The sequence below is a fragment of the Streptomyces sp. NPDC008238 genome, from assembly GCF_042956445.1.
GTDB lineage: Bacteria > Actinomycetota > Actinomycetes > Streptomycetales > Streptomycetaceae > Actinacidiphila.
In genome coordinates this window covers 32,599-51,636 of record NZ_JBIBGK010000018.1, presented here as the reverse complement: position 1 = coordinate 51,636, position 19,038 = coordinate 32,599, and the positions used below count along the sequence as shown (strand labels likewise).

Genomic DNA, 19,038 nt, shown 5'->3' with positions numbered 1-19,038 from the left:
GGTCGGTCAGCCGGGGCGGGCTCCATGCGGCAGATCATCGGCCACACACCGATATTCCCTGGCCGCTGCATCCCGCCCCACCGCATCATGCACGCATGACCGAACGGTTGTTGGACAGCGCGTGGCAGTACGTCGGGGGGATCCTCCACCTCGAGGACCTGCCGATGCTCGCGGCGCACGCACTGGCCGACGGAGACGACTCGACCGCGCTGCGGGAACTCGCGGGACTCTCGCGCCGCGACGATCCGGCCGGGATCCGCGAGCTGTACCACCGGGCCCTGCACGAACTGGACATCGCGCTACCGGACGACGAGACCGCCGGCAGGCGTGTGCTCCTCGACCGTGCGCAGGGGCTCCTCCAGGGTGACCTGACCGCGGTCGAAGCGGCGAACGGCCTCTTCGGAGCCGCGGCCCTCACACCGGAGGAGACGCACTTCCTGGACACCGCAGCCGTGTACAGCGAGTGGCTGCTCCCCGCACTCCTGCCCGGCTGGGAACGTGAACTGCGCGCCGCGGCGCTCGCCCTGGTGGCGGCCGCCGGCCGGCCGTGACCCGGCGCCGGCTACGACCGGCGGGCGTACCACGCGTGGCCCAGCGCCAGCACGCTCAGGCCGAACATCAGCACGCCCAGGGGGACGTGGAGCGCGGGCCGGTGGGCGATGCCCAGCACCACTTGGACCGAGGCGAGGGCGAGGAAGCCCGAGGCGTACAGGATCGGGCGGGGCGATCCGCCGCCCGGCCGCCAGGCGAGGACCGCGGCGAGCACGTACAGCATCGACGCCGCGTACATCACCCGCGCCCCGGCACTGTGCAGCGCCTCGCCGTGGGACGAGGACAGCAGCAGCCCGGCGGTGGCCGCCTGGAAGAAGATCGCCGCTGTCTGCAGGGCGACGGCGACCTGCAGGAACGTGAGGCTGCGGTGTTCTGCCGTTGTGGGTGTGGCCATGGCTCGGTCCCTCGTCTTCCCTCTCGCGGCGGCGGACCGGTACGGTCCCCGTCAGTCCGACGACCCGGACCCGCGAACTGTCAGGAGGCGCCCCGCCTGACGAACGGCGGCGTTTGTTCGTCGTAGGGGTGGGAGCGGAAGCGGACGGGACGGACGAGGGAGCGGTCAGGGCGATGAGCACCCCATTCCAGCCGGGGAGGGACGGGTCCGAGCCGGGCCTTCGCGCGGTCGTCGGCGAGCGGCGTCAGTTGATCAACCTCGCCTACCGGTTGCTCGGTTCGCTGGCCGAGGCCGAGGACGCCGTGCAGGAGACGTACGCCCGCTGGTACGCGATGTCGCGGGAGCAGCAGGAGACGATCGCGTCGCCCGGGGCCTGGCTGACGACGGTGGCGAGCCGCGTGTGCCTGGACCTGCTCGGGTCGGCGCGCGTCCGGCGCGAGCGCTACGTCGGCTCGTGGATACCCGAGCCGCTGCCGGACCGCTCGGAGTGGACCGGTGGGACGGCCGGTGGCGGCGCAGGGCCCGGGTCGGCCGACCCCGCCGACCGGGTCACCCTGGACGAGTCCGTGACGATGGCCTTCCTCGTCGTGCTGGAGTCGATGACGCCGGCCGAGCGCGTGGCGTTCGTCCTGCACGACGTCTTCCGGTTCCCCTTCCCCGAGGTCGCCGGGATCGTCGGGCGGACGCCGGCGGCCTGCCGGCAACTGGCCTACTCGGCCCGGCGGCGGGTCCGCGCCGCGCGGGGTCCGGCGGCGCCGGCGGCCGGGCAGGCCGGGGTGGTGCGGGACTTCAAGGAGGCGTGGGAGGCCGGGGACATCAAGGCCCTGGTCGGCCTCCTGGATCCCGACGCCACGATGGTCGCCGACGGCGGCGGGCTGGCCGGCGCCGTGCTCCGGCCGGTCGAGGGCGGCGAGCGCATCGCCCGCTACCTGGTCCACATGGCCGGCCGGACCCCGGGGCTGACGCTGCTGGAACGGACGGTCAACGGCCGGCCCGGCCTGGTCGCCCGGCACGCCGGGGTCACCGTGACGGTGGCGGCGTTCGACCTCGCCGGCGGCCGCGTCTCCCGCATCTGGGCGGTCCGCAACCCGGACAAGCTCCGCCCGTGGGCCGGGAGCGACCCCTCCTGACGACGGCGCTTCCGCTCGGGCCCGGGCTCAGGCGACGTCCGCGCTGCCCTCGCGGTACACCTTCGCCCAGGCGATGCGGCCGTCCCGGAGCCCGTAGAACGCCGCGATGGGGCAATTGCGGCGCTCGCCGCGGTGGGTGAGGGTCTCGGTCATCCGGCAGGCCGCGCGGTCCCCCTCGGCGATGACGTCGTGGACCTCCGGGGTGGGGAGCAGCCCACGCATGGCCTCGTCGAAGAGCGCGGTGAGCGCGGCGCGGCCGCGCACCGTGGTGGTGCCGGTGATCCACACGGCGTCGTCGGTGTAACCGGCCAGGAGGGCTTCCAGGTCACGGGCGTTGAAGGCCCGTACGTGCGCGTGTATCGCCGCCGCCGCGTCGGTTGTCGTCACGGGGGCCAGTGTGGCAGGGACCCGTGGGACCGGCCTGGCGGTGGCCGGTCCCACGGGTCCGCGGATCCGCCGGGTGTCAGTTGACGCTGACGGCGGACCAGGCTGCGGCGACGGCCGCGTACTCGGCGCTCGCGGCGCCGTAGAGGTCGGTGGCGGCCTTGAGCGTGGCGGTGCGGGCGCCCGCGTAGTTGGTGCCGGAGGTCATGTAGACCGTCAGGGCCCGATACCAGATCTTGCCGAGCTTGTCGCGGCCGATGCCGGACACCGTGGAGCCGTTGCAGGTGGGGCTGTCGTAGCTGACGCCGCCCACGATCCTGGCGCCGCTGCCCTCGGCGAGCAGGTAGGCGAAGTGGTTGGCGACGCCGGACGAGTAGTGGACGTCGAGGTTGCCGACCCCGGAGCTCCAGCAGTCGGCGGAGCTGCCGTCCTTGGAGGGCTTGTCCATGAAGCGCAGCGCGGGCTTGCCGAAGCCGGGCTTCACGATGCGCTCGCCGATGAGGTAGTCGCCGGTGTCGGAGGAGTTGCCGGCGTACCACTCGACCAGGGTGCCGAAGATGTCCGAGGTGGCCTCGTTGAGGCCGCCGGACTCCCCGGAGTAGGTGAGCGCCGCGGTGCGCGAGGTGACGCCGTGCGACATCTCGTGCCCGGCGACGTCGAGCGCGACCAGCGGCCCGAAGGTGGTGCCGTCGCCGTCGCCGTACGTCATGCAGAAGCAGCTGTCGTCCCAGAAGGCGTTGTTGTAGTTGTTGCCGTAGTGGACGCGGTTGTACGAGCCCTTGCCGTCCCCGGCGATGCCGCTGCGGCCGTGGACGGACTTGTAGTAGTCCCAGGTCTCGTCGGTGCCGTACTGGGCGTCGACGGCGGCCGTCGCGCGGTCGGCGGTGGTGCCGGTGCCCCAGTGGTTGTCGGCGTCGGTGAAGAGGACCGCGGGGGCCCGGGAGAAGCAGATGCCGAAGATGCACAGGTCGGTCTTGTTCTGCGCGTCGCCGGTGTAGGTGTTGCCGCGGGTGGGGTCCTTCAGCTGGTAGGTGCTGCCGCTGAGGGTGGTCTCCAGGGACACGGTGCCGCCGTACAGCGACGCGCCGTCGCCGGTGGCGGTCTCCAGGGCGTCCCAGGCGTCGATGCGGGCGCCCGAGCGGGCGTCGGTGAGCAGGACGCGGGCGGCGGGGTTGCCCAGGCTGTCGAGGCCGACGGCGGTGGTGCGCCAGGCCAGCCGGGGTGTGCCGTGCAACGCGTCGACGACGAGCTGCGGCTTCGCCTTGGCCTGCCGGAACGTGGTCCCGCGGTGGGCGGAGCGCAGGGCCGCCACGCCCTTGTCGGCGGCGGTGGCGGCCGGGACGGCCGGGGTCGTGCCGGGCACGGCCAGGTCGGAGCGGGTGGCGCGTTCGGCGCCCTCGTAGGCGCCGCCGGGGGCGAGGTGGACGACGAGGTCGCCGCCGAGGACGGGCAGTCCGCGGTAGGTGCGGTCGTAGCGGATGTGCTGGGCGCCGTCCGCGTCGGTGACGACGTCGCGCACGGTCCGGCCCTGCGCGGGCGTGACGGCGAGCCGGGTCGCGTGGGCGGTGACGGCGGCGTCGGCGCGGGCGACGCCGGTGGCCCGGGAGGGGAGGTCACGGCCGGACGCGGTCGCCGAGGACGGCGTCAGCAGGGCGGCGGTGACGGCGGTCGCGGCCAGCGCCGCGGATATGACGGTCGCGGCACGTCTGGTGCTGGGCTGCATCGTGCTCCTCTGGTGGGGGCGTGCGCGGTCCCCGCATCTGCGTCCGGCCACGGTGGGGCGGGCCCGGGTGCGGAGGTGAGGCGGTGCCAGATTTAAGTGCCCATGACATTCGGATGTCCAGAGCGCGTCCGTGGTCCACACACGGGAATCGGCCGAAGCACACACGGTGGTCACGCGTCGGGCGCGGTCAGCCCGTTGACCGGCGCGGAGCGGCCGCGCGGTTCAGCCCGGTGACCGGCGCGGACCGGCCCCCGTCGGTCGGTCCGCGCCGGTCAGCTCCGGTCGAACGCGCCGTGCCTCCCCGCTCCCGCGGAAAAGCGTGCCGCGCCCTCCCCCGCTTCCGCGAGGGACACCCTGCCGTGCCGCAACTCGGCCTCCAGCGCGGCCGTTTCCCCCAGCCCCTCGGCCTCCAGCACCGCGAGCCGGTCGTGCCGTACGCAGGTCTGCGGGAAGGCCGCGATCTCCTCGGCGAGCCGTTCGGCCGCGGCCCGCGCCCCGCCGGCCGGGACGACCCGGTTGACCAGGCCCATGGCGTACGCCTCGGCCGCGTCAACCGGACGTCCCGTCAGGATCAGGTCCATCGCCCGCGAGGTGCCGATCAGCCGCGGCAGCCGTACCGTCCCGCCGTCGATCAGGGGCACGCCCCAGCGTCGGCAGAACACTCCGAGCACCGCGTCCTCCTCGGCGACCCGCAGGTCGCACCAGAGGGCCAGTTCCAGGCCGCCGGCCACCGCGTGACCCGAGATCGCCGCGATGACCGGCTTGCCCAGCCGCAGGCGGGTGGGCCCCATGGGCCCGTCCCCGCCGCTCCCCTCGGTCACGTCGGTCACCTCGTTGCCGCGCGGGGTGCCGATGGCCTTGAGGTCGGCACCCGCGCAGAAGGTGCCGCCCTCGCCCCACAGCACGGCGACCGAGGCGCCGGGGTCGGCGTCGAACTCTCGGAAGGCGTCGGCCAGTTCGCGCGCCGTCGGACCGTCGACGGCGTTGCGCGCCGCGGGGCGCGAGAGCACCACCGTGGTGACGGGTCCGCTGCGCTCGACACGTACGGGCATGGCCTGTTCCCTCCGCCGCCGATCACCCCTGCCGGGTCAGGAGAGGTTATCGCCGTGGGTCAGGGTCTCCCAGGCGACGAAGAGGTTGTTGCTGCCGGCCGGACGCTGGGACTGGGTCAGCGCCTGGGTGTTGGTCATGGCGATGCCGAGCCGGTTGTGCAGCGCGTTGTAGCCGACCTCGGTCACCGGTCCGAGCCCGAGGTTGAGGTGCCCGCCGCACAGCCAGGACGGCACGGCCTCGCCCCGCTGGTACTTGGACTGGAAGCCCAGCGCCTGCCGGAGCCGCTCGCCGACCTGCGGGTAGAGGTCCTCGCCCTGGATGCGGCTGGTCTCCGCGACGTGCGAGATCGAGGAGATGCCGTAGCCGGTGTGCGTGAAGTCCCGGCAGGTCTCCTGGGTCAGACCGGTCACGAAGGTGGACTGCCCCTGCCAGTAGCCGACGATCTTGTCCCGGGTGTCGAGCCCGCTGCCGGGCACGGTCCTGGGCAGCGCGCCGTCGGTGTCCAGGTACACGTACGCGGCCACGCGGTTCAGGTAGCGCGTGACGGCCTTGTCGTACGAGGCGCGGTCGTCAAGGAAGACGGAGATGCCGACGGCGGCCTCCATCATGCTCAGCTCCCAGTTGCCGTTGCTCTTGGAGCCGTTGATGACCTCGGGGAGGTAGACGTTGCGCAGCATGGTGGCGAAGCGGTTCACGTTCGGCCAGCCGGTGTAGGTGTAGCGGATGATCTCCGCGGCGCGCGGCCACACCGAGCCCGCCCAGCCGGTCTGCAGCGGGGCGTTGCTGTTGGTGTGGTCGGTGATGGTGGCCGACCAGGCGTCCATCAGCTGGATCGCCTTCTGCGCGTACTTGGCGTCACGGGTGACGTACCAGGCCAGCGCGTTGGTGTAGGCCGCGATGGCGTCCTCGCGCTCGTCGGTGCAGCCGTAGTTGGGGTTGGAGTACGAGCCGCACTCGACGACCGCGCGCGGCTTGGGGGTGCGCGACTGCGAGGCGTAGGCCGACGCCATCATCTGGTCGTACGCGCCCTTCCAGGGCTGTGCCCCGGCCTGCACCTTTCCGCGTACGAAGTCGAGTTGGGCACGGCTGACCAGGACGCCGGGGTGGCTGAACGCGGCCGGCGCGGCCTCGGCGCGGCCGCCGCCGGGCAGCGCGGCCAGAAGGGCGGCGACCAGCGCCGCGACGAGGGCGAAGATGCCCTTGGTGAGGAGACCTTGGGACCTGTGGGACATGGGGGGACGCCTTCCCAGGAGACGGCATGTTCACATGGGTGAACTGTGAATGCACCCGTGAACACTGCGATTGAGGGATGACGGTAGGACTAGACCAATACGCCGTCAAGTCCCCTGGCATGGACGGCTGATACCTGCCACCGCGCCCCGTACGGCTGTGCGACACCGCCGCGGCGGAAGGACACGTATCTGACCCGCGCTCACCCCCCGGCACCGCCGGCGGCCCTCGGCCGGCGGCGCTCCGATGGCGGCCCCGTCCCCCCTCCCCCAGGCTCGATACGCATCCGTCCTCCCGAAGGGGTCCCCATGGAACTGCACCTCGTGGGCAAGGTCGCGGTCGTCACCGGAGCCGGCCGGGGCATCGGCCTGGCGGTGACGCGGGCGCTCGCGCGAGAGGGGGTCCGCGTCGTCGCGGGCAGCCGCAGTGTCACCCCCGAGACGGAGGCCCTCGTGGAGGCATACGAGGTGACCCCCGTGGCCGTGGACCTCGCCGACCCGGAGGGCCCCGCCGAGCTCGTGCGGCAGGCCGCGGAGCGTTACGGCTCCGTCGACATCCTGGTCGGCAACGTGGGCTCGGGGACGTCCCGCGGCGGCTTCCTCGAGGTGGACGACGAGGAGTGGCGGCGCGTGTTCGAGATTTCCTTCTTCAGCGCCGTCCGCACGGCCCGCGCCGCGATCCCCCACATGCTGGAGGCGGGCGGCGGCGCGATCGTCAACGTCACCTCCGTCAACGCGCGCCTGCCCTTCCCGACGGTCGTGGACTACTCGGCCGCGAAGGCCGCGCTGGCGAACCTGACGAAGTCCCTGTCCGAGGAGTTCGCCCCGCACGGCGTCCGCGTCAACGCGGTCGCCCCCGGCCCCGTCCGCACGCCCTTCTGGACGGCCCCGGGGGCCTTCGCCGACCAGGCGGCCGCGGCGGCGGGGACCACCGCCCAGGAGGCGCTGGACGAGGTCGTGCCGCGCAGCATGGGCATCTCCACCGGGCGCATCACCGAGCCCGAGGAGGTGGCCGCCCTGATCGCCTTCCTCGCCTCCCCCGTCGCCGGCAACGTCACGGGGGCGGAGTTCACCATCGACGGCGGCCAGGTCAAGACGACCTGACGCCGCGCCGGAACGGGAAAACAGGGGCGGCCGACCCCGTCCCACGAGTCGGCCGCCCCCTCACAGGGCTCTCCCCCACGGTGAACCCCGTGGCCTTGGTTCACGGCATCGACGTCAGAAGGCGAAGACGCCGGCCGTGTCGCTGCCGCGCAACACGCACGGGTTGCCGAAGGTCTGCGCGAAGGTGACGCGCCGGCCCTCCCAGACCCCGTCCGCGGTGACCACGACCGGGTCCCAGATCCGGGTGCAGACGACCCCCTGCGAGCCCGCCGTCATCGCCGCGAAGTCCCCGTGGACGGCGGCGAGTTCCGCACAGGCGGCGACCGGGTCGGGGTGGTCGCCGTACGGGGTGGGCCGGCAGCGCAGCACGACTGCCCGCTGTATCGTCGCCGTCGCGGGGTCTTCTCCCTTCCCCAGGGACAGGACGAGCGCGGACGGCGCGTACAGGCTCGTCGCCCCGGCCGGCCGGGCCTCCGCCGAGCCGGCCACGACCCCCGCCGAACACACCGCCGCCACCAGGGCCAGGCAGGTCCCCACCGCACTGAACCGCATAGCGAACACTCCTTCGGCACTCGATCCGGATATCGGACGTCGAGGAGTGTTGTGCATCGGGCGCCCGCCCGTCACATCGCCTCCGCGACTTTCGGTCACCGGTTGTTCACAGTGTGTACTATCCGTTGTGTCGCACTTGCGGTGGGCTGGGCGTCCGGGTGAATGGACTCAGTGGAACCCGGGCCTCCGTGAAAGCGCCTTCACGGATCGGCACATCGTCTCCACATCGGCCGAAAGCAGCGGGCCGCCGCCGTGTTCAGCACACGACGACGGCCCGCGGGGACGGTGCCGGGAGGCGCTATCCGGTGTAGCCCGCGAAGATCCGCGAGAACTCGTAGGGCGACTGGGGGATGTTGGTGCACATGTACAGCGCGCCGGTGCAGGCGTTGCGGTCCCGGGTGGTCTCCCAGAAGGCGAGCATCCCCAGATGCTTGCCCTGGGCGAAGCCCACCAGCTGGCGGGCGTCGGCCTGGTCGTAGATCCGGCCGTCGTCGTTCTGCCCGAGCATCGGCGTGACGCCGACCATCGCCCACACCTGGGCGTCGGACTTGCCGGGGTAGAGGGACTTGAGCTGGGCGAAGGTGCTGTTGGCCGCCTGGATCGCGGCGTCTCCGTAGTCGGCGCTGCGGTAGTAGTCCATCGCCATGATGTTGACGACGTCGAGGTTCACCCCGGCGTCGCGGGCCGAGCGCACGACGCCCAGGCCGTCCGCCGTGAGCCCCTCCGGCAGGACGGGCAGGGTGAGGGAGATCCGCAGCCCGGGGTGGGCCTGCTGGAGGCGGGCCAGCGCCTGGGAGCGACGGGCGACGGACGCCGGGTCGGCGGTGGCGGCGCCCTCGATGTCGAAGTCGGCGTAGGTCAGGCCGTAGGCGTTGACGACCGCGTTGTACTCGGCGTACAGCGCGTCCACGGAGCCGCAGGCCTGGGCGAGTTCGATGCCGGTGGCGCCGCCGAAGGAGATCTTGACGTCACCTCCGGCCGCGCGGATCGCGTCGATCTGGTCCTTGTTCCAGCCGTCGCGCGGGTCGTAGGCGTTGAACCACATCGCCTTGCACGACGAGGCGGTGATGAAGGCCATGGTGAAGCTCTTCAGGCCGCTCGCCGAGGACAGCGTGGTGAGGCTGGGCGTCGGCCAGGCGCCCATGTCGACGTAGGGGGCGGTGCGCACGCCGCCCGGGGGCGGGTTGGTGCCGCCGGAGGTGGTCGTCCCGCTGACCGCGCCGCTGTACGCGGAGGTGTTGCCCGCCGCGTCCTTGGCGCGGACCCGGAAGGAGTAGCCGGTGCTCGCCTGCAGCCCGGTGGCGGTGTAGGAGGTGCCGGTCACGGCGACGGGCGTGCCGCCGTCCCGGGAGACCTCGTAGCCGGCGACGCTGCCGGAGTTGTCGGTGGAGGCCGTCCAGCGGACGGTGAGGGAGGAGGAGGTGGCCGAGCCGACGCTCACCCCGCCGGGGACACTGGGCGCGGTGGTGTCCGGGCCACCGCCGGAGCCGGTGCAGGAACCGCCGTTGAGCTTGCAGTTCGCGGGCGCGCCCGTACCCGAGGAGACCCAGCCGAAGGCGGCCGTCGCGCCGGGCGCCAGCGTGCCGTTGTAGTCGCGGTTCTTGAAGGTGTAGTGGCTGCCGCTCTGGGTCATCAGGGTGTCCCAGTACGAGCCGACGCTCGTCCCCGACGGCAGGTCGAACTCGACGGTCCATCCGCTGAGGGTGGTGGTGCCGCCGTTGGTGATCGTGTACTGCCCCTGGTATCCGGTGTCCCAGGTGGCCGTCTTGACGAAGGCCGCGCTCGGGGCGGCCGCGGCGGCGGGCGGGGCGAGGAGCAGGACGAGCGCTCCGACGAGCGCGGTGACCGCGGCCAGAGTTCTTCGCATCCGGGCCTCCCGTGGGGGGAACACGCAGTTGGTCTGTACCAAATGCATTTGGTGTAGACCTATCGAGTTGATGCGTGCGCGTCAAGACGTGGGGCGGTCCGGGATCCGGCGGCCGTACCACCCAGGGGCGGCCGGGCCGGTGCGATCGGGTGACCCGGCGGCCGGGCGCGCCCGCGGGCACCCGCCGGGCGGGCATCATCGCTGGAGGCCGGGGCCGGTGCTCCCCCTCCCCGATCGTGCCGGGCGGCCGGGAGTCGTCATGCACATCCTGCTCATGGCGTCGGCGTTCAACAGCCTGACGCAGCGCGCGTACACGGAACTCGGCGAGCTCGGACACACCGTCGCCGTGGAGGTCACACCGGACGGCGACGCGATGCGCGCGGCGGTCGCCCGCCACGAACCGGAACTCGTCGTCGCGCCCATGCTGACGGCGGCGATCCCCGAGGACGTCAGGACCGCCCGCACCTGCCTGATCGTGCACCCGGGACCGCCCGGCGACCGCGGCCCGTCCTCCCTGGACCGCGCCGTGCAGGAGGGCGTCGCCACCTGGGGCGTGACGGTGCTGCAGGCCGAGGAGGAGATGGACGCGGGCCCCGTGTGGGCCGCGGTGGCCTGCGCGGTGCCGCCGGTCGGCAAGAGCGACTGGTACCGGGGAGAGATCTCTGACGCGGCGATGGAGGCCGTCCTGCTCGCGGTCGACCGGTTCGCCTCCGGCGCGTACGTCCCCCGGCGGCAGGGCGACCCGGCCCTCGGGGCGGTCGTCCGGGTCCGCCCGGTGCTCCGGCAGGACGAGCGCCGCATCGACTGGGCCGCCGACCCGACCGCGACCGTGCTGCGCAAGCTGCGTGCCGCCGACTCGCGGCCCGGCGTCCTGGACGAGCTCCTCGGCGCCCCCTGGTTCCTGCACGGCGGCCACCCCGAGGACCGGCTGCGCGGCGAGCCCGGCCGGCTGCTGGCCACCCGGGCGGGCGCGGTGTGCCGGGCCACCCGGGACGGCGCCGTGTGGATCCCCCGGCTGCGGCCCCGTCGCGCGCCGGGCGGCCCGCCCACGTTCGCGCTGCCCGCCGTCACCGCCCTCGGCGCGCTCCTGCCGCCGCTGCCGGAGGACCCCCTGCCCCCGCAGTGCGCCGGCGACCGGGACAGCTGGGCCGACATCCGCTACCACGAGAACGGCGCCGCGGGCGTCCTGTCGTTCACCTTCGCGGGCGGCGCCATGTCCGCCGCCGCCTGCCGGCGCCTCCTCACGGCGTACCGCCACGCCTGCACGCGGCCCACCTCGGTACTGGTGCTGGGCGGGGCCCGGGACGTGTTCTCCAACGGCATCGACCTGAAGGCCATCGAGGCCGCAGCGGACCCGGGGGCCGAGTCCTGGGCGGCCATCACGGCCATCGACGACCTCGTCGAGGCCGTCCTCACCACCACCGACCGCCTGGTGGTCGCCGCGCTCGGCGGCAACGCGGGCGCGGGCGGGGTGATGCTCGCCCTCGCCGCCGACGAGGTCTGGTGCCGCCAGGGCGCCGTGCTCAACCCGCACTACCGCCTGATGGGCCTGTACGGCTCCGAGTACTGGACGTACACCCTGCCGCGCCGGGTCGGCCCCGCCATGGCCGCACGCCTGACCGAGCGGGCGCTCCCGGTCGGCGCGGCCGCCGCCCTGCGGATCGGCCTGGTGGACCGGCTGCTGATGTGCGGCCCGCAGGAGTTCGGCGCCGACGTGGCCCGCCTCGCGGCCCGCCTGGCCCGTACGGCGGGGACCGGGCCCCGTATCGCCGCCAAGAAGGCGGAGGCCGAACGCCGGGAGGCGGAGCGTCCCCTGGCGTCCCACCGCGCCGAGGAGCTGTCCCGCATGCGCGAGGCTTTCTTCGACCCCCACGCCCCCTACCACTCCCTCCGCTCCGCCTTCGTCCACCGCCGCACCCCCACCGGGACCCCGCCGCACCTGTGGGAGACCCCGGCCCCCTCCTGCCCCTGAGACCGCCGCCCCCGGCACGTGAGGCCGGGCGCCCGTCACCTGTCACGACACCCAGCCGGGAGCGCCCCAGGAGCCCACGCCGGAGCCGCGCGGGAACCCGGAGAACGCCGCCCCCACTCGGGATACGGTCCTGGCCACCGCCGCGGCGACGACCGCCCCGCAGCGCGGGAGGTTGCGCGCGCTCGGACGGCCCGGCGCCCCGCGACAGCGAACGGCCGGGAGCGAGAGGGCCAGGAGAGCCGGCCACCGGCGCCCGGCAGCTCCCCCGCGCGCCTGGCCGCGCGGGAGCACCCTTGGCCATGGCTCAAGGGTCTGCGCCAGGCACCGCGGGGCGGTCACCGTATTGGCCCTCTTCGACGTCCCCTCCCGGCGAGCCACTCGCTATCAAGGGGGATAGATGCCTTTATGTGGCATTTGTCGCTCGATGAGGAGGCATCCCGATGGATGCGACTGCTTCGACCCAGAACGACGCCGCGCGGACCCCGGCAGCGGGGGACGAGGAAGCCCCGATCCACATTCTCTGGATCAACGCGGGGCTGAGTTGCGACGGCGACTCGGTGTCGCTGACCGCCGCGACCTTGCCCAGCATCGAGGAGATCGTCCTGGGCGGCCTTCCCGGCCTCCCCAAGATCCAGGTGCACTGGCCGCTGATCGACTTCGAGTGCGGTCCGGTGGGGGGCGCCGACACCTTCATCGAGTGGTTCTTCAAGGCCGAGCGCGGCGAGATCGAGCCGTTCGTCCTGGTCGTCGAGGGGTCCGTCCCCAACGAGGCGATCAAGGCGGAGGGCTACTGGTGCGGCTTCGGCGACAACCCCGAGACCGGCCAGCCGATCACCACCAGCGAGTGGATCGACCGTCTCGCGCCCAAGGCCCTGGCCGTGGTCGCCATCGGCACGTGTGCCACCTACGGCGGCATCCACGCCATGGAGGGCAACCCGACCGGCGCCATGGGCGTGCCGGACTACCTGGGCTGGGAGTGGAAGTCGAAGGCGGGCATCCCGATCGTCTGCGTGCCCGGCTGCCCGATCCAGCCCGACAACTTCGCCGAGACGCTGACGTACCTGCTCTACCAGGCGGCCGGCTCCGCGCCGATGATCCCGCTGGACGACAAGCTGCGCCCGGCCTGGCTGTTCGGCGCGACCGTGCACGAGGGCTGCGACCGGGCCGGCTACTACGAGCAGGGCCAGTTCGCCGACCGCTACGACTCGCCGCAGTGCCTGGTGAAGATCGGCTGCTGGGGCCCGGTCGTCAAGTGCAACGTCCCCAAGCGCGGCTGGATGGACGGCATCGGCGGCTGTCCCAACGTCGGCGGCATCTGCATCGCCTGCACGATGCCCGGCTTCCCGGACATGTTCATGCCGTTCATGGACGAACCGCCCGGTGCGCGGCTGTCGAGCACCGCCAGCGGCGCGTACGGCGCCGCGATCCGGCGGCTGCGCTCCATCACGGCCAGGACCGTGGACAAGGAGCCCAAGTGGCGTCACACCGGCCGGAAGCTCACCACCGGCTACAAGGCGCCCTGGTGACCCCACGGCACCGCCCCGGCCACCGGCCACCCCCCTCCCCCGCCTGACGAAGGGCACGCACACACCATGGCTCCGAAGACGAAGACGGCCGGAGACGGCAGTGGCCTGATGGAGATGTCCTGGGATCCGATCACCCGGATCGTGGGCAGCCTCGGCATCCACACGAAGATCGACTTCAAGCAGAAGCGCGTCGCGGAGTGCTACAGCACCTCGTCGGTCTTCCGCGGCTACAGCGTCTTCATGCGGGGCAAGGACCCCCGCGACGCGCACTTCATCACCAGCCGGATCTGCGGGATCTGCGGCGACAACCACGCCACCTGCTCGGTCTACACGCAGAACATGGCGTACGGGGTGAAGCCGCCGCACCTCGGCGAGTGGATCATCAACCTCGGCGAGGCCGCCGAGTTCATGTTCGACCACAACATCTTCCAGGAGAACCTGGTCGGGGTCGACTACTGCGAAAAGATGGTCCGCGAGACCAACCCGGGCGTCATGGAGCAGGCCGACCGCACCGAGGCCCCGCACGCCGGGGACCACGGCTATCGCACCATCGGCGACATCATGCGCTCGCTGAACCCGCTCGAGGGCGAGTTCTACCGCGAGGCGCTCCAAGTGAGCCGCTACACGCGGGAGATGTTCTGCCTGATGGAGGGCCGGCACGTCCATCCCTCCACCCTCTACGCGGGCGGCGTCGGCACCATCGCGTCGGTGCAGCTGTTCACCGACTACCTGACCCGGCTGATGCGGTACGTGGAGTTCATGAAGCGCGTCGTGCCGCTCCACGACGACCTCTTCGACTTCTTCTACGAGGCCATGCCCGGATACGAGGAGGTCGGCCGGCGCCGTGTCATGCTGGGCTGCTGGGGCGCGTTCAACGACCCCGAGCACTGCGACTTCACCTACGCCAACATGACGGACTGGGGACGGAAGATGTTCGTCTCCCCCGGCATCGTGGTGGACGGGAAGCTGGTCACCAACGACCTCACGCAGATCAACCTGGGCATCCGCATCCTGCTGGGCAGCTCCTACTACCAGGACTGGGAGGGCCAGCAGCAGTTCGTCACCCACGACCCGCTCGGCAACCCGGTCGACCCGCGCCACCCGTGGAACCAGCACACCATCCCCGCGCCGCAGAAGCGCGACTTCGGCGACAAGTACAGCTGGGTGATGTCCCCGCGCTGGTTCGACGGCAAGGACCACCTGGCGCTGGACACCGGCGGCGGCCCGCTCGCCCGGCTGTGGTCCACCGCCCTCAACGGCCTGGTCGACATGGGGTACGTGAAGGCCACCGGGCACAGCGTGGTGATCAACCTGCCCAGGACGCTCACCAAGCCGGAGACCACCCTCGAGTGGAAGATCCCGCAGTGGAGCAACGCCCTGGAGCGCAACCGGGCCCGCACCTACTTCCAGGCCTACGCCGCAGCCTGCGCCCTCCACTTCGCCGAGATGGGGCTGGAGGAGGTCCGCGCGGGCCGCACCCAGACGTGGGAGAAGTTCGAGGTCCCGGACGAGAGCATCGGCGTGGGCTTCACCGAGGCGGTGCGCGGTGTCCTCTCGCACCACATGGTCATCCGCGACGGCAAGATCGCCAACTACCACCCGTACCCGCCGACCCCGTGGAACGCCAGCGTGCGCGACTCCTACGGCACCCCCGGCCCGTACGAGGACGCCGTGCAGAACACCCCGATCTTCGAGGAGAACTCCCCGGAGAACTTCAAGGGCATCGACATCATGCGGGCCGTGCGAAGCTTCGACCCGTGCCTGCCCTGCGGCGTCCACATGTACGTAGGCGGCGGACGCACGGTGGAGAAGCTCCACGTCCCCACCGGCCTGAGCGGTATGGCCGGATGAGCGCCGAGCAGACGGCGCGTCGCGTCGAGGAGATCCTCGACGCGTTCGCGGCCTCCGGCGACGGCGAGACGGCACGCGCCGCCGAGGAACTGGTGCGCACCCTCATGGAGTTCTACGGCGCCGGCCTCGCCCGTGCGGTCACCCTCCTCGAGAACGGCTCGACGGATCCGCTCGCGGTGCTGATGGCCGACGAGATGGTCGCGGGCCTGCTGACCCTCCACGACCTGCACCCCGAGGACACCCTCACCCGGGTCGGCCGTGCCGTGGAGGCCGCCCGCGCCGGGGCGACGGTGGGCGTCGAGCACTTCGACCCCGACACCGGCACGCTGCGGCTGAGCGCCCGCGAGGACGGCGGCTGCGGCTGCCCCAGCACCATGGACGCCACCCGGCAGCGCATCGAGGCGGCCCTGTCCTGCTTCGCCCCGGAGGTGTCGGTGGTCGAGATGCCGGCCTCCGGCCCGGCGGCGGGCGAGCCCGCGCTGCTGCAGATCGGCAACCGTCCGCCGGGGGCGCCGTGAGTCCCCGTACCACCGGGGCCGGACTGCGCCGTTTCGTGGCGCCCCGGCAACCCACGCCCGAACGCTGCGAACTGTGCGGGGTGGAGCTGACGGGCCCGCACCGGCATCTGGTCGACGCCGGACAGCGCGCGCTGGCCTGCGCCTGCGTGCCGTGCGCGCTGCTCCTCGAACGGCCGGGCGCCGGCGGCGGCCGTTTCGCCGCCGTGCCCGACCGGGTGCTGAGCGACCCCGGGTCGGTGCCCGACGCGGCCACCTGGCAGCAGCTGCGCATCCCCGTCTCGGTCGCCTTCTTCTTCCACAACTCGGCGCTCGGCCGGCCCGTGGTGCTCTACCCGAGCCCGGCCGGCGCCACCGAGAGCGAGGTCGAACCGGCCACCTGGCAGGCCGTGTTCGGCGGCTCGCCGCTGGCCGGCACCCTGCGGCCGGACGTGGAGGCCCTGCTGGTCCGCCGGGACGACGGCGCGCAGGACGGCGGCGAGTGCTTCCTGCTGCCGGTCGACCGCGCCTACGAACTGGTGGGCCGGCTCCGGCTGAACTGGCAGGGGTTCGACGGCGGTTCCGGCGCCCGCGCCGAACTGGCCGCCTTCTTCGACGACGTACGACAGCGGGCCGCGACCGCGGCGCCGCGGGAGGGGTTGCCGACGTGACCGAGCTGGACTTCGGCTGCACGGGCGTACGGGCCGATCCGTACGCCGCCGGACCGACGCTGGTCTTCCGGCTGCGCATCACCGCCTCCGGCGGGGAGCGGGTGCACGCCCTCGCGCTGCGCTGCCAGTTGCGCATCGAACCGGCACAGCGGGCCTACGGCGACGACGCGGAGGCCCGGGGCCTCGGCGACCTCTTCGGCGAGCGGGCGCGCTGGGGCAGCACCCTGCAGCCCCTGCAGTTCGCGCAGGTGCCGCTGATGGTGCCGGGCTTCACCGGCGAGACCGAGGTGGACCTGCCGGTGCCGTGCACCTACGACATGGACGTCGCCTCCGCGAAGTACTTCGAGGCCCTGGAGAACGGCGAGGCGCCGCTGCTGCTGCTCTTCTCCGGCACCGCCTTCGTCGGGCCGGGCGGTTTCCAGGTGCGGCCGGTGCCCTGGGACAAGGAGGCCGTGTGCCGCATGCCGGTGAGCGTGTGGCGCGAGGCGATCGACGCCCACTTCCCCGGGTGCGGCTGGATCCGGCTGCCGCGCACGGCGCTGGAGTCGCTGCGGTCCTTCCGCAGCGCCCACGCCCTGCCCTCATGGGAGGCGACCGTCGAGGCCCTGCTCGCCGGCGCCGCCGCCCCGGCGGGGGGTGCCCGGTGACGGCAGCGACGGAACACTTCGCGACCGCCCGTCAGGCCGCCGACGCCGTCCTGTTCGAGGGCTACGTGCTCTACCCGTACCGGGCGTCCTCGGCGAAGAACCGCATGCGCTGGCAGTTCGGCGTGCTGGTGCCCCCGGTGTGGGCGGCCGCGTCCGGCGAACCCGTGCTGCAGCGCACCGAGATCCTCATGGAGCCGCGCGCGGACGCCGCGCTCCACGCGGAGCTGCGCTTCCTGCACGCCCAGCGGCGCACCGTGGAACGGGTCCTGCTCGACGGCGAGTTCGAGCTCGTCGACGAACTCCCGCTGCCGGACCGGGTGCTGGTCCCGTGGGACGAGGGCGTGGAGGAGCGCGTCGAGCTGTCCGTCGACGTCACGGCGCTGACCGCCGAGGACCTGGTCCTGCCGTTCACCGTCCCCGCGACGGAGGACAGCGAGATCGTCACCGGCGAGGGCGGCTTCCCCGCCGGGCGCGTCGTGCGCCGCCGGGCACGCCTCGAGGGCGTCCTGCGGCTGTCGGCGGAGGAACTGCCCGGCCCCTACCGGGTGCTGCGGCTGACCGCCGTGGCGGAGAACACCGGGAGCGCCCTGGCCTCGAACCGGGAGGAGGCGCTGCCGCACGCACTGGTCTCCGCGCATCTGATGCTGCGGCTGACCGCCGGCTACTTCGTGTCCATGACCGACCCGCCGGAGTGGGCGAAGGCCGCCGTCGCCGAGTGCCGCAACGAGAACACCTGGCCGGTGCTGGCGGGCGACCACGCCGCGGCGAACGTGGTGCTGTCCTCCCCCATCATCCTGGAGGACCATCCGCGGATCGCCCCGGAGAGCCCCGGCGCGCTCTACGACGCCACCGAGATCGACGAGATCCTGGCGCTGCGCACCGCCGCCCTCACCGACGAGGAGAAGCGGCAGGCGCGCGGCACGGACGAACGGGCCGCGGCGGTGATCGACCTGGCGGACTCCATGCCGCCGGAGGTGATGGAGCGTCTGCACGGCGCGGTGCGCGAGCTGCGCCAGGTCACCGGTCCGCAGGCCCCGGCCGCGCAGGCGCCGGCGACGCCCTGGTGGGACCCGGGCGCCGACGCCTCGGTCGACCCGGCCCGGGACCGCGTCATGGTCGGCGACACCTGGGTGGCCGCCGGCAGCCGTGTCGTGCTGCGCCCGGGGCGACGGCGCACCGACGCGCAGGACCTGTTCCTGCAGGGGCGCAGCGCCCAGGTCGAGGCGGTGCTGCACGACGTGGACGGCGGGGTGCACCTCGCGGTCACCGTGGACGGCGACCCCGGCGCGGAGATCCGCCGCGAGCAGGGCCGCTTCCTGTACTTCCAGCCCGACGAACTCGCCCCCCTGGAGGACGCGTGAGCACGGGAGGCGTGCTGGTCGCGGGCATCGGCAACGTCTTCCTGGGGGACGACGGCTTCGGCGTCGAGGTGGTGCGCCGGCTGTCGGGGCACCCGCTGCCCGACGGTGTCCACGTCACCGACACCGGCGTCCGGGGCGTGCACCTGGCGTACCAGCTCCTCGACGGCTATCGCAGCGTGGTCCTCGTCGACGCCGTCGCGCGCGGCGGCTCCCCCGGCACGCTGCACCTGATCGAGGCGCCGCCGCCCGGCGGCGAGGGGCCCGGCACGGCCCTCGTCGACGGGCACCGGATGACCCCGGACACGGTGCTGGCGCTCCTCGACACCCTCAGCGCGGGGACGGGTGCCCCCAGGCCCTCCCGGGTCCTGGTGGTGGGCTGCGAGCCGGCCTGCCTGGAGGAGGGCATCGGCCTGAGCGCTCCGGTGGCCGCGGCCGTGGACGAGGCCGTGCGCCTGGTGCTGCGCGTCGTCGGCGAGGAGAGCGACCGGCCCGCCGACCCGCACGCGGTGGCCTGACCGGCCCGCCGCG

At 73.1% G+C, this 19,038-nt stretch carries 18 protein-coding genes; 11 read left to right on the top strand and 7 right to left on the bottom strand.

From position 1 onward, the window contains the following. The first annotated feature begins 95 nt into the window (after nt 1-95). Nucleotides 96-551, top strand: a complete 456-nt coding sequence (locus ACFZAU_RS29150; RefSeq protein WP_500554577.1) for a hypothetical protein — start codon at nt 96-98, stop codon at nt 549-551. Nucleotides 552-562: 11 nt separating this feature from the next. On the opposite strand, the gene ACFZAU_RS29145 is transcribed toward ACFZAU_RS29150, so the two are convergent. Continuing rightward, nucleotides 563-946, bottom strand: coding sequence for a hypothetical protein (locus tag ACFZAU_RS29145; protein WP_500554576.1), 384 nt, complete (start codon nt 944-946; stop codon nt 563-565). A gap of 173 nt (nt 947-1,119) precedes the next feature. On the opposite strand from ACFZAU_RS29145, the gene sigJ reads away from it, so the two are divergent. After that, a complete protein-coding gene (sigJ, locus tag ACFZAU_RS29140; RefSeq protein WP_500554575.1) occupies nt 1,120-2,076 on the top strand; it encodes an RNA polymerase sigma factor SigJ in 957 nt (318 codons plus the stop codon). 27 nt (nt 2,077-2,103) lie between these two features. Here the strand turns inward: sigJ and ACFZAU_RS29135 are convergent, their stop codons facing one another. From ACFZAU_RS29135 to ACFZAU_RS29120, 4 genes are all read right to left on the bottom strand, one after another. After that, nucleotides 2,104-2,463: a nuclear transport factor 2 family protein gene (locus tag ACFZAU_RS29135; RefSeq protein ID WP_500554574.1), complete on the bottom strand. Its 360-nt coding sequence runs from the start codon at nt 2,461-2,463 to the stop codon at nt 2,104-2,106. A 76-nt stretch (nt 2,464-2,539) separates the two neighbouring features. Next, entirely contained in the window at nt 2,540-4,183 is a 1,644-nt protein-coding gene (locus tag ACFZAU_RS29130) for a M4 family metallopeptidase (protein WP_500554573.1), read from the bottom strand. A gap of 272 nt (nt 4,184-4,455) precedes the next feature. Then, on the bottom strand, nt 4,456-5,235 hold the full coding sequence (locus ACFZAU_RS29125) for a crotonase/enoyl-CoA hydratase family protein (protein WP_500554572.1): 780 nt from the start codon (nt 5,233-5,235) through the stop codon (nt 4,456-4,458). A 36-nt stretch (nt 5,236-5,271) separates the two neighbouring features. Continuing rightward, the gene (locus tag ACFZAU_RS29120) at nt 5,272-6,468 is read right to left on the bottom strand and encodes an alginate lyase family protein (protein WP_500554571.1); all 1,197 of its coding nucleotides are present in this window, start codon (nt 6,466-6,468) and stop codon (nt 5,272-5,274) included. 306 nt (nt 6,469-6,774) lie between these two features. On the opposite strand from ACFZAU_RS29120, the gene ACFZAU_RS29115 reads away from it, so the two are divergent. Continuing rightward, nucleotides 6,775-7,569 carry an SDR family NAD(P)-dependent oxidoreductase gene (locus ACFZAU_RS29115; RefSeq protein ID WP_500554570.1) on the top strand — a complete coding sequence of 265 codons (795 nt, stop codon included), beginning with the start codon at nt 6,775-6,777 and terminating at the stop codon, nt 7,567-7,569. Between the two features lie 114 nt (nt 7,570-7,683). Here ACFZAU_RS29115 and ACFZAU_RS29110 read toward each other — a convergent pair whose 3' ends face one another. Both ACFZAU_RS29110 and ACFZAU_RS29105 read right to left on the bottom strand, forming a co-directional pair. Next, entirely contained in the window at nt 7,684-8,121 is a 438-nt protein-coding gene (locus tag ACFZAU_RS29110) for a subtilase-type protease inhibitor (RefSeq protein ID WP_500554569.1), read from the bottom strand. Between the two features lie 298 nt (nt 8,122-8,419). Then, nucleotides 8,420-9,988, bottom strand: coding sequence for a cellulose binding domain-containing protein (locus tag ACFZAU_RS29105; RefSeq protein ID WP_500554568.1), 1,569 nt, complete (start codon nt 9,986-9,988; stop codon nt 8,420-8,422). 259 nt (nt 9,989-10,247) lie between these two features. Between ACFZAU_RS29105 and ACFZAU_RS29100 the strand changes: the two genes are divergently transcribed. The 8 genes from ACFZAU_RS29100 to ACFZAU_RS29065 all read left to right on the top strand — a co-directional run bounded on the left by ACFZAU_RS29100 (nt 10,248) and on the right by ACFZAU_RS29065 (nt 19,025). Continuing rightward, entirely contained in the window at nt 10,248-11,960 is a 1,713-nt protein-coding gene (locus tag ACFZAU_RS29100; RefSeq protein WP_500554567.1) for a hydrogenase maturation protein, read from the top strand. 440 nt (nt 11,961-12,400) lie between these two features. Further along, complete coding sequence (locus tag ACFZAU_RS29095) at nt 12,401-13,486, top strand: NADH-quinone oxidoreductase subunit B family protein (RefSeq protein WP_499609812.1); 1,086 nt, start codon at nt 12,401-12,403, stop codon at nt 13,484-13,486. A gap of 66 nt (nt 13,487-13,552) precedes the next feature. Then, nucleotides 13,553-15,337, top strand: coding sequence for a nickel-dependent hydrogenase large subunit (locus ACFZAU_RS29090; protein ID WP_500554566.1), 1,785 nt, complete (start codon nt 13,553-13,555; stop codon nt 15,335-15,337). Further along, nucleotides 15,334-15,855: a NifU-related iron-sulfur-binding protein gene (locus ACFZAU_RS29085; protein WP_499609817.1), complete on the top strand. Its 522-nt coding sequence runs from the start codon at nt 15,334-15,336 to the stop codon at nt 15,853-15,855. Before ACFZAU_RS29090 ends, ACFZAU_RS29085 begins: the two co-directional genes overlap by 4 nt. After that, nucleotides 15,852-16,502 carry a DUF5947 family protein gene (locus tag ACFZAU_RS29080; RefSeq protein ID WP_500460040.1) on the top strand — a complete coding sequence of 217 codons (651 nt, stop codon included), beginning with the start codon at nt 15,852-15,854 and terminating at the stop codon, nt 16,500-16,502. The genes ACFZAU_RS29085 and ACFZAU_RS29080 overlap by 4 nt, the downstream gene beginning before the upstream one ends. Continuing rightward, entirely contained in the window at nt 16,499-17,149 is a 651-nt protein-coding gene (locus ACFZAU_RS29075) for a DUF6084 family protein (RefSeq protein WP_500554565.1), read from the top strand. The genes ACFZAU_RS29080 and ACFZAU_RS29075 overlap by 4 nt, the downstream gene beginning before the upstream one ends. Continuing rightward, on the top strand, nt 17,146-18,510 hold the full coding sequence (locus ACFZAU_RS29070; RefSeq protein WP_500554564.1) for a hypothetical protein: 1,365 nt from the start codon (nt 17,146-17,148) through the stop codon (nt 18,508-18,510). Before ACFZAU_RS29075 ends, ACFZAU_RS29070 begins: the two co-directional genes overlap by 4 nt. Next, nucleotides 18,507-19,025, top strand: coding sequence for a hydrogenase maturation protease (locus ACFZAU_RS29065; RefSeq protein ID WP_500554563.1), 519 nt, complete (start codon nt 18,507-18,509; stop codon nt 19,023-19,025). The genes ACFZAU_RS29070 and ACFZAU_RS29065 overlap by 4 nt, the downstream gene beginning before the upstream one ends. Nucleotides 19,026-19,038: the final 13 nt, after the last annotated feature.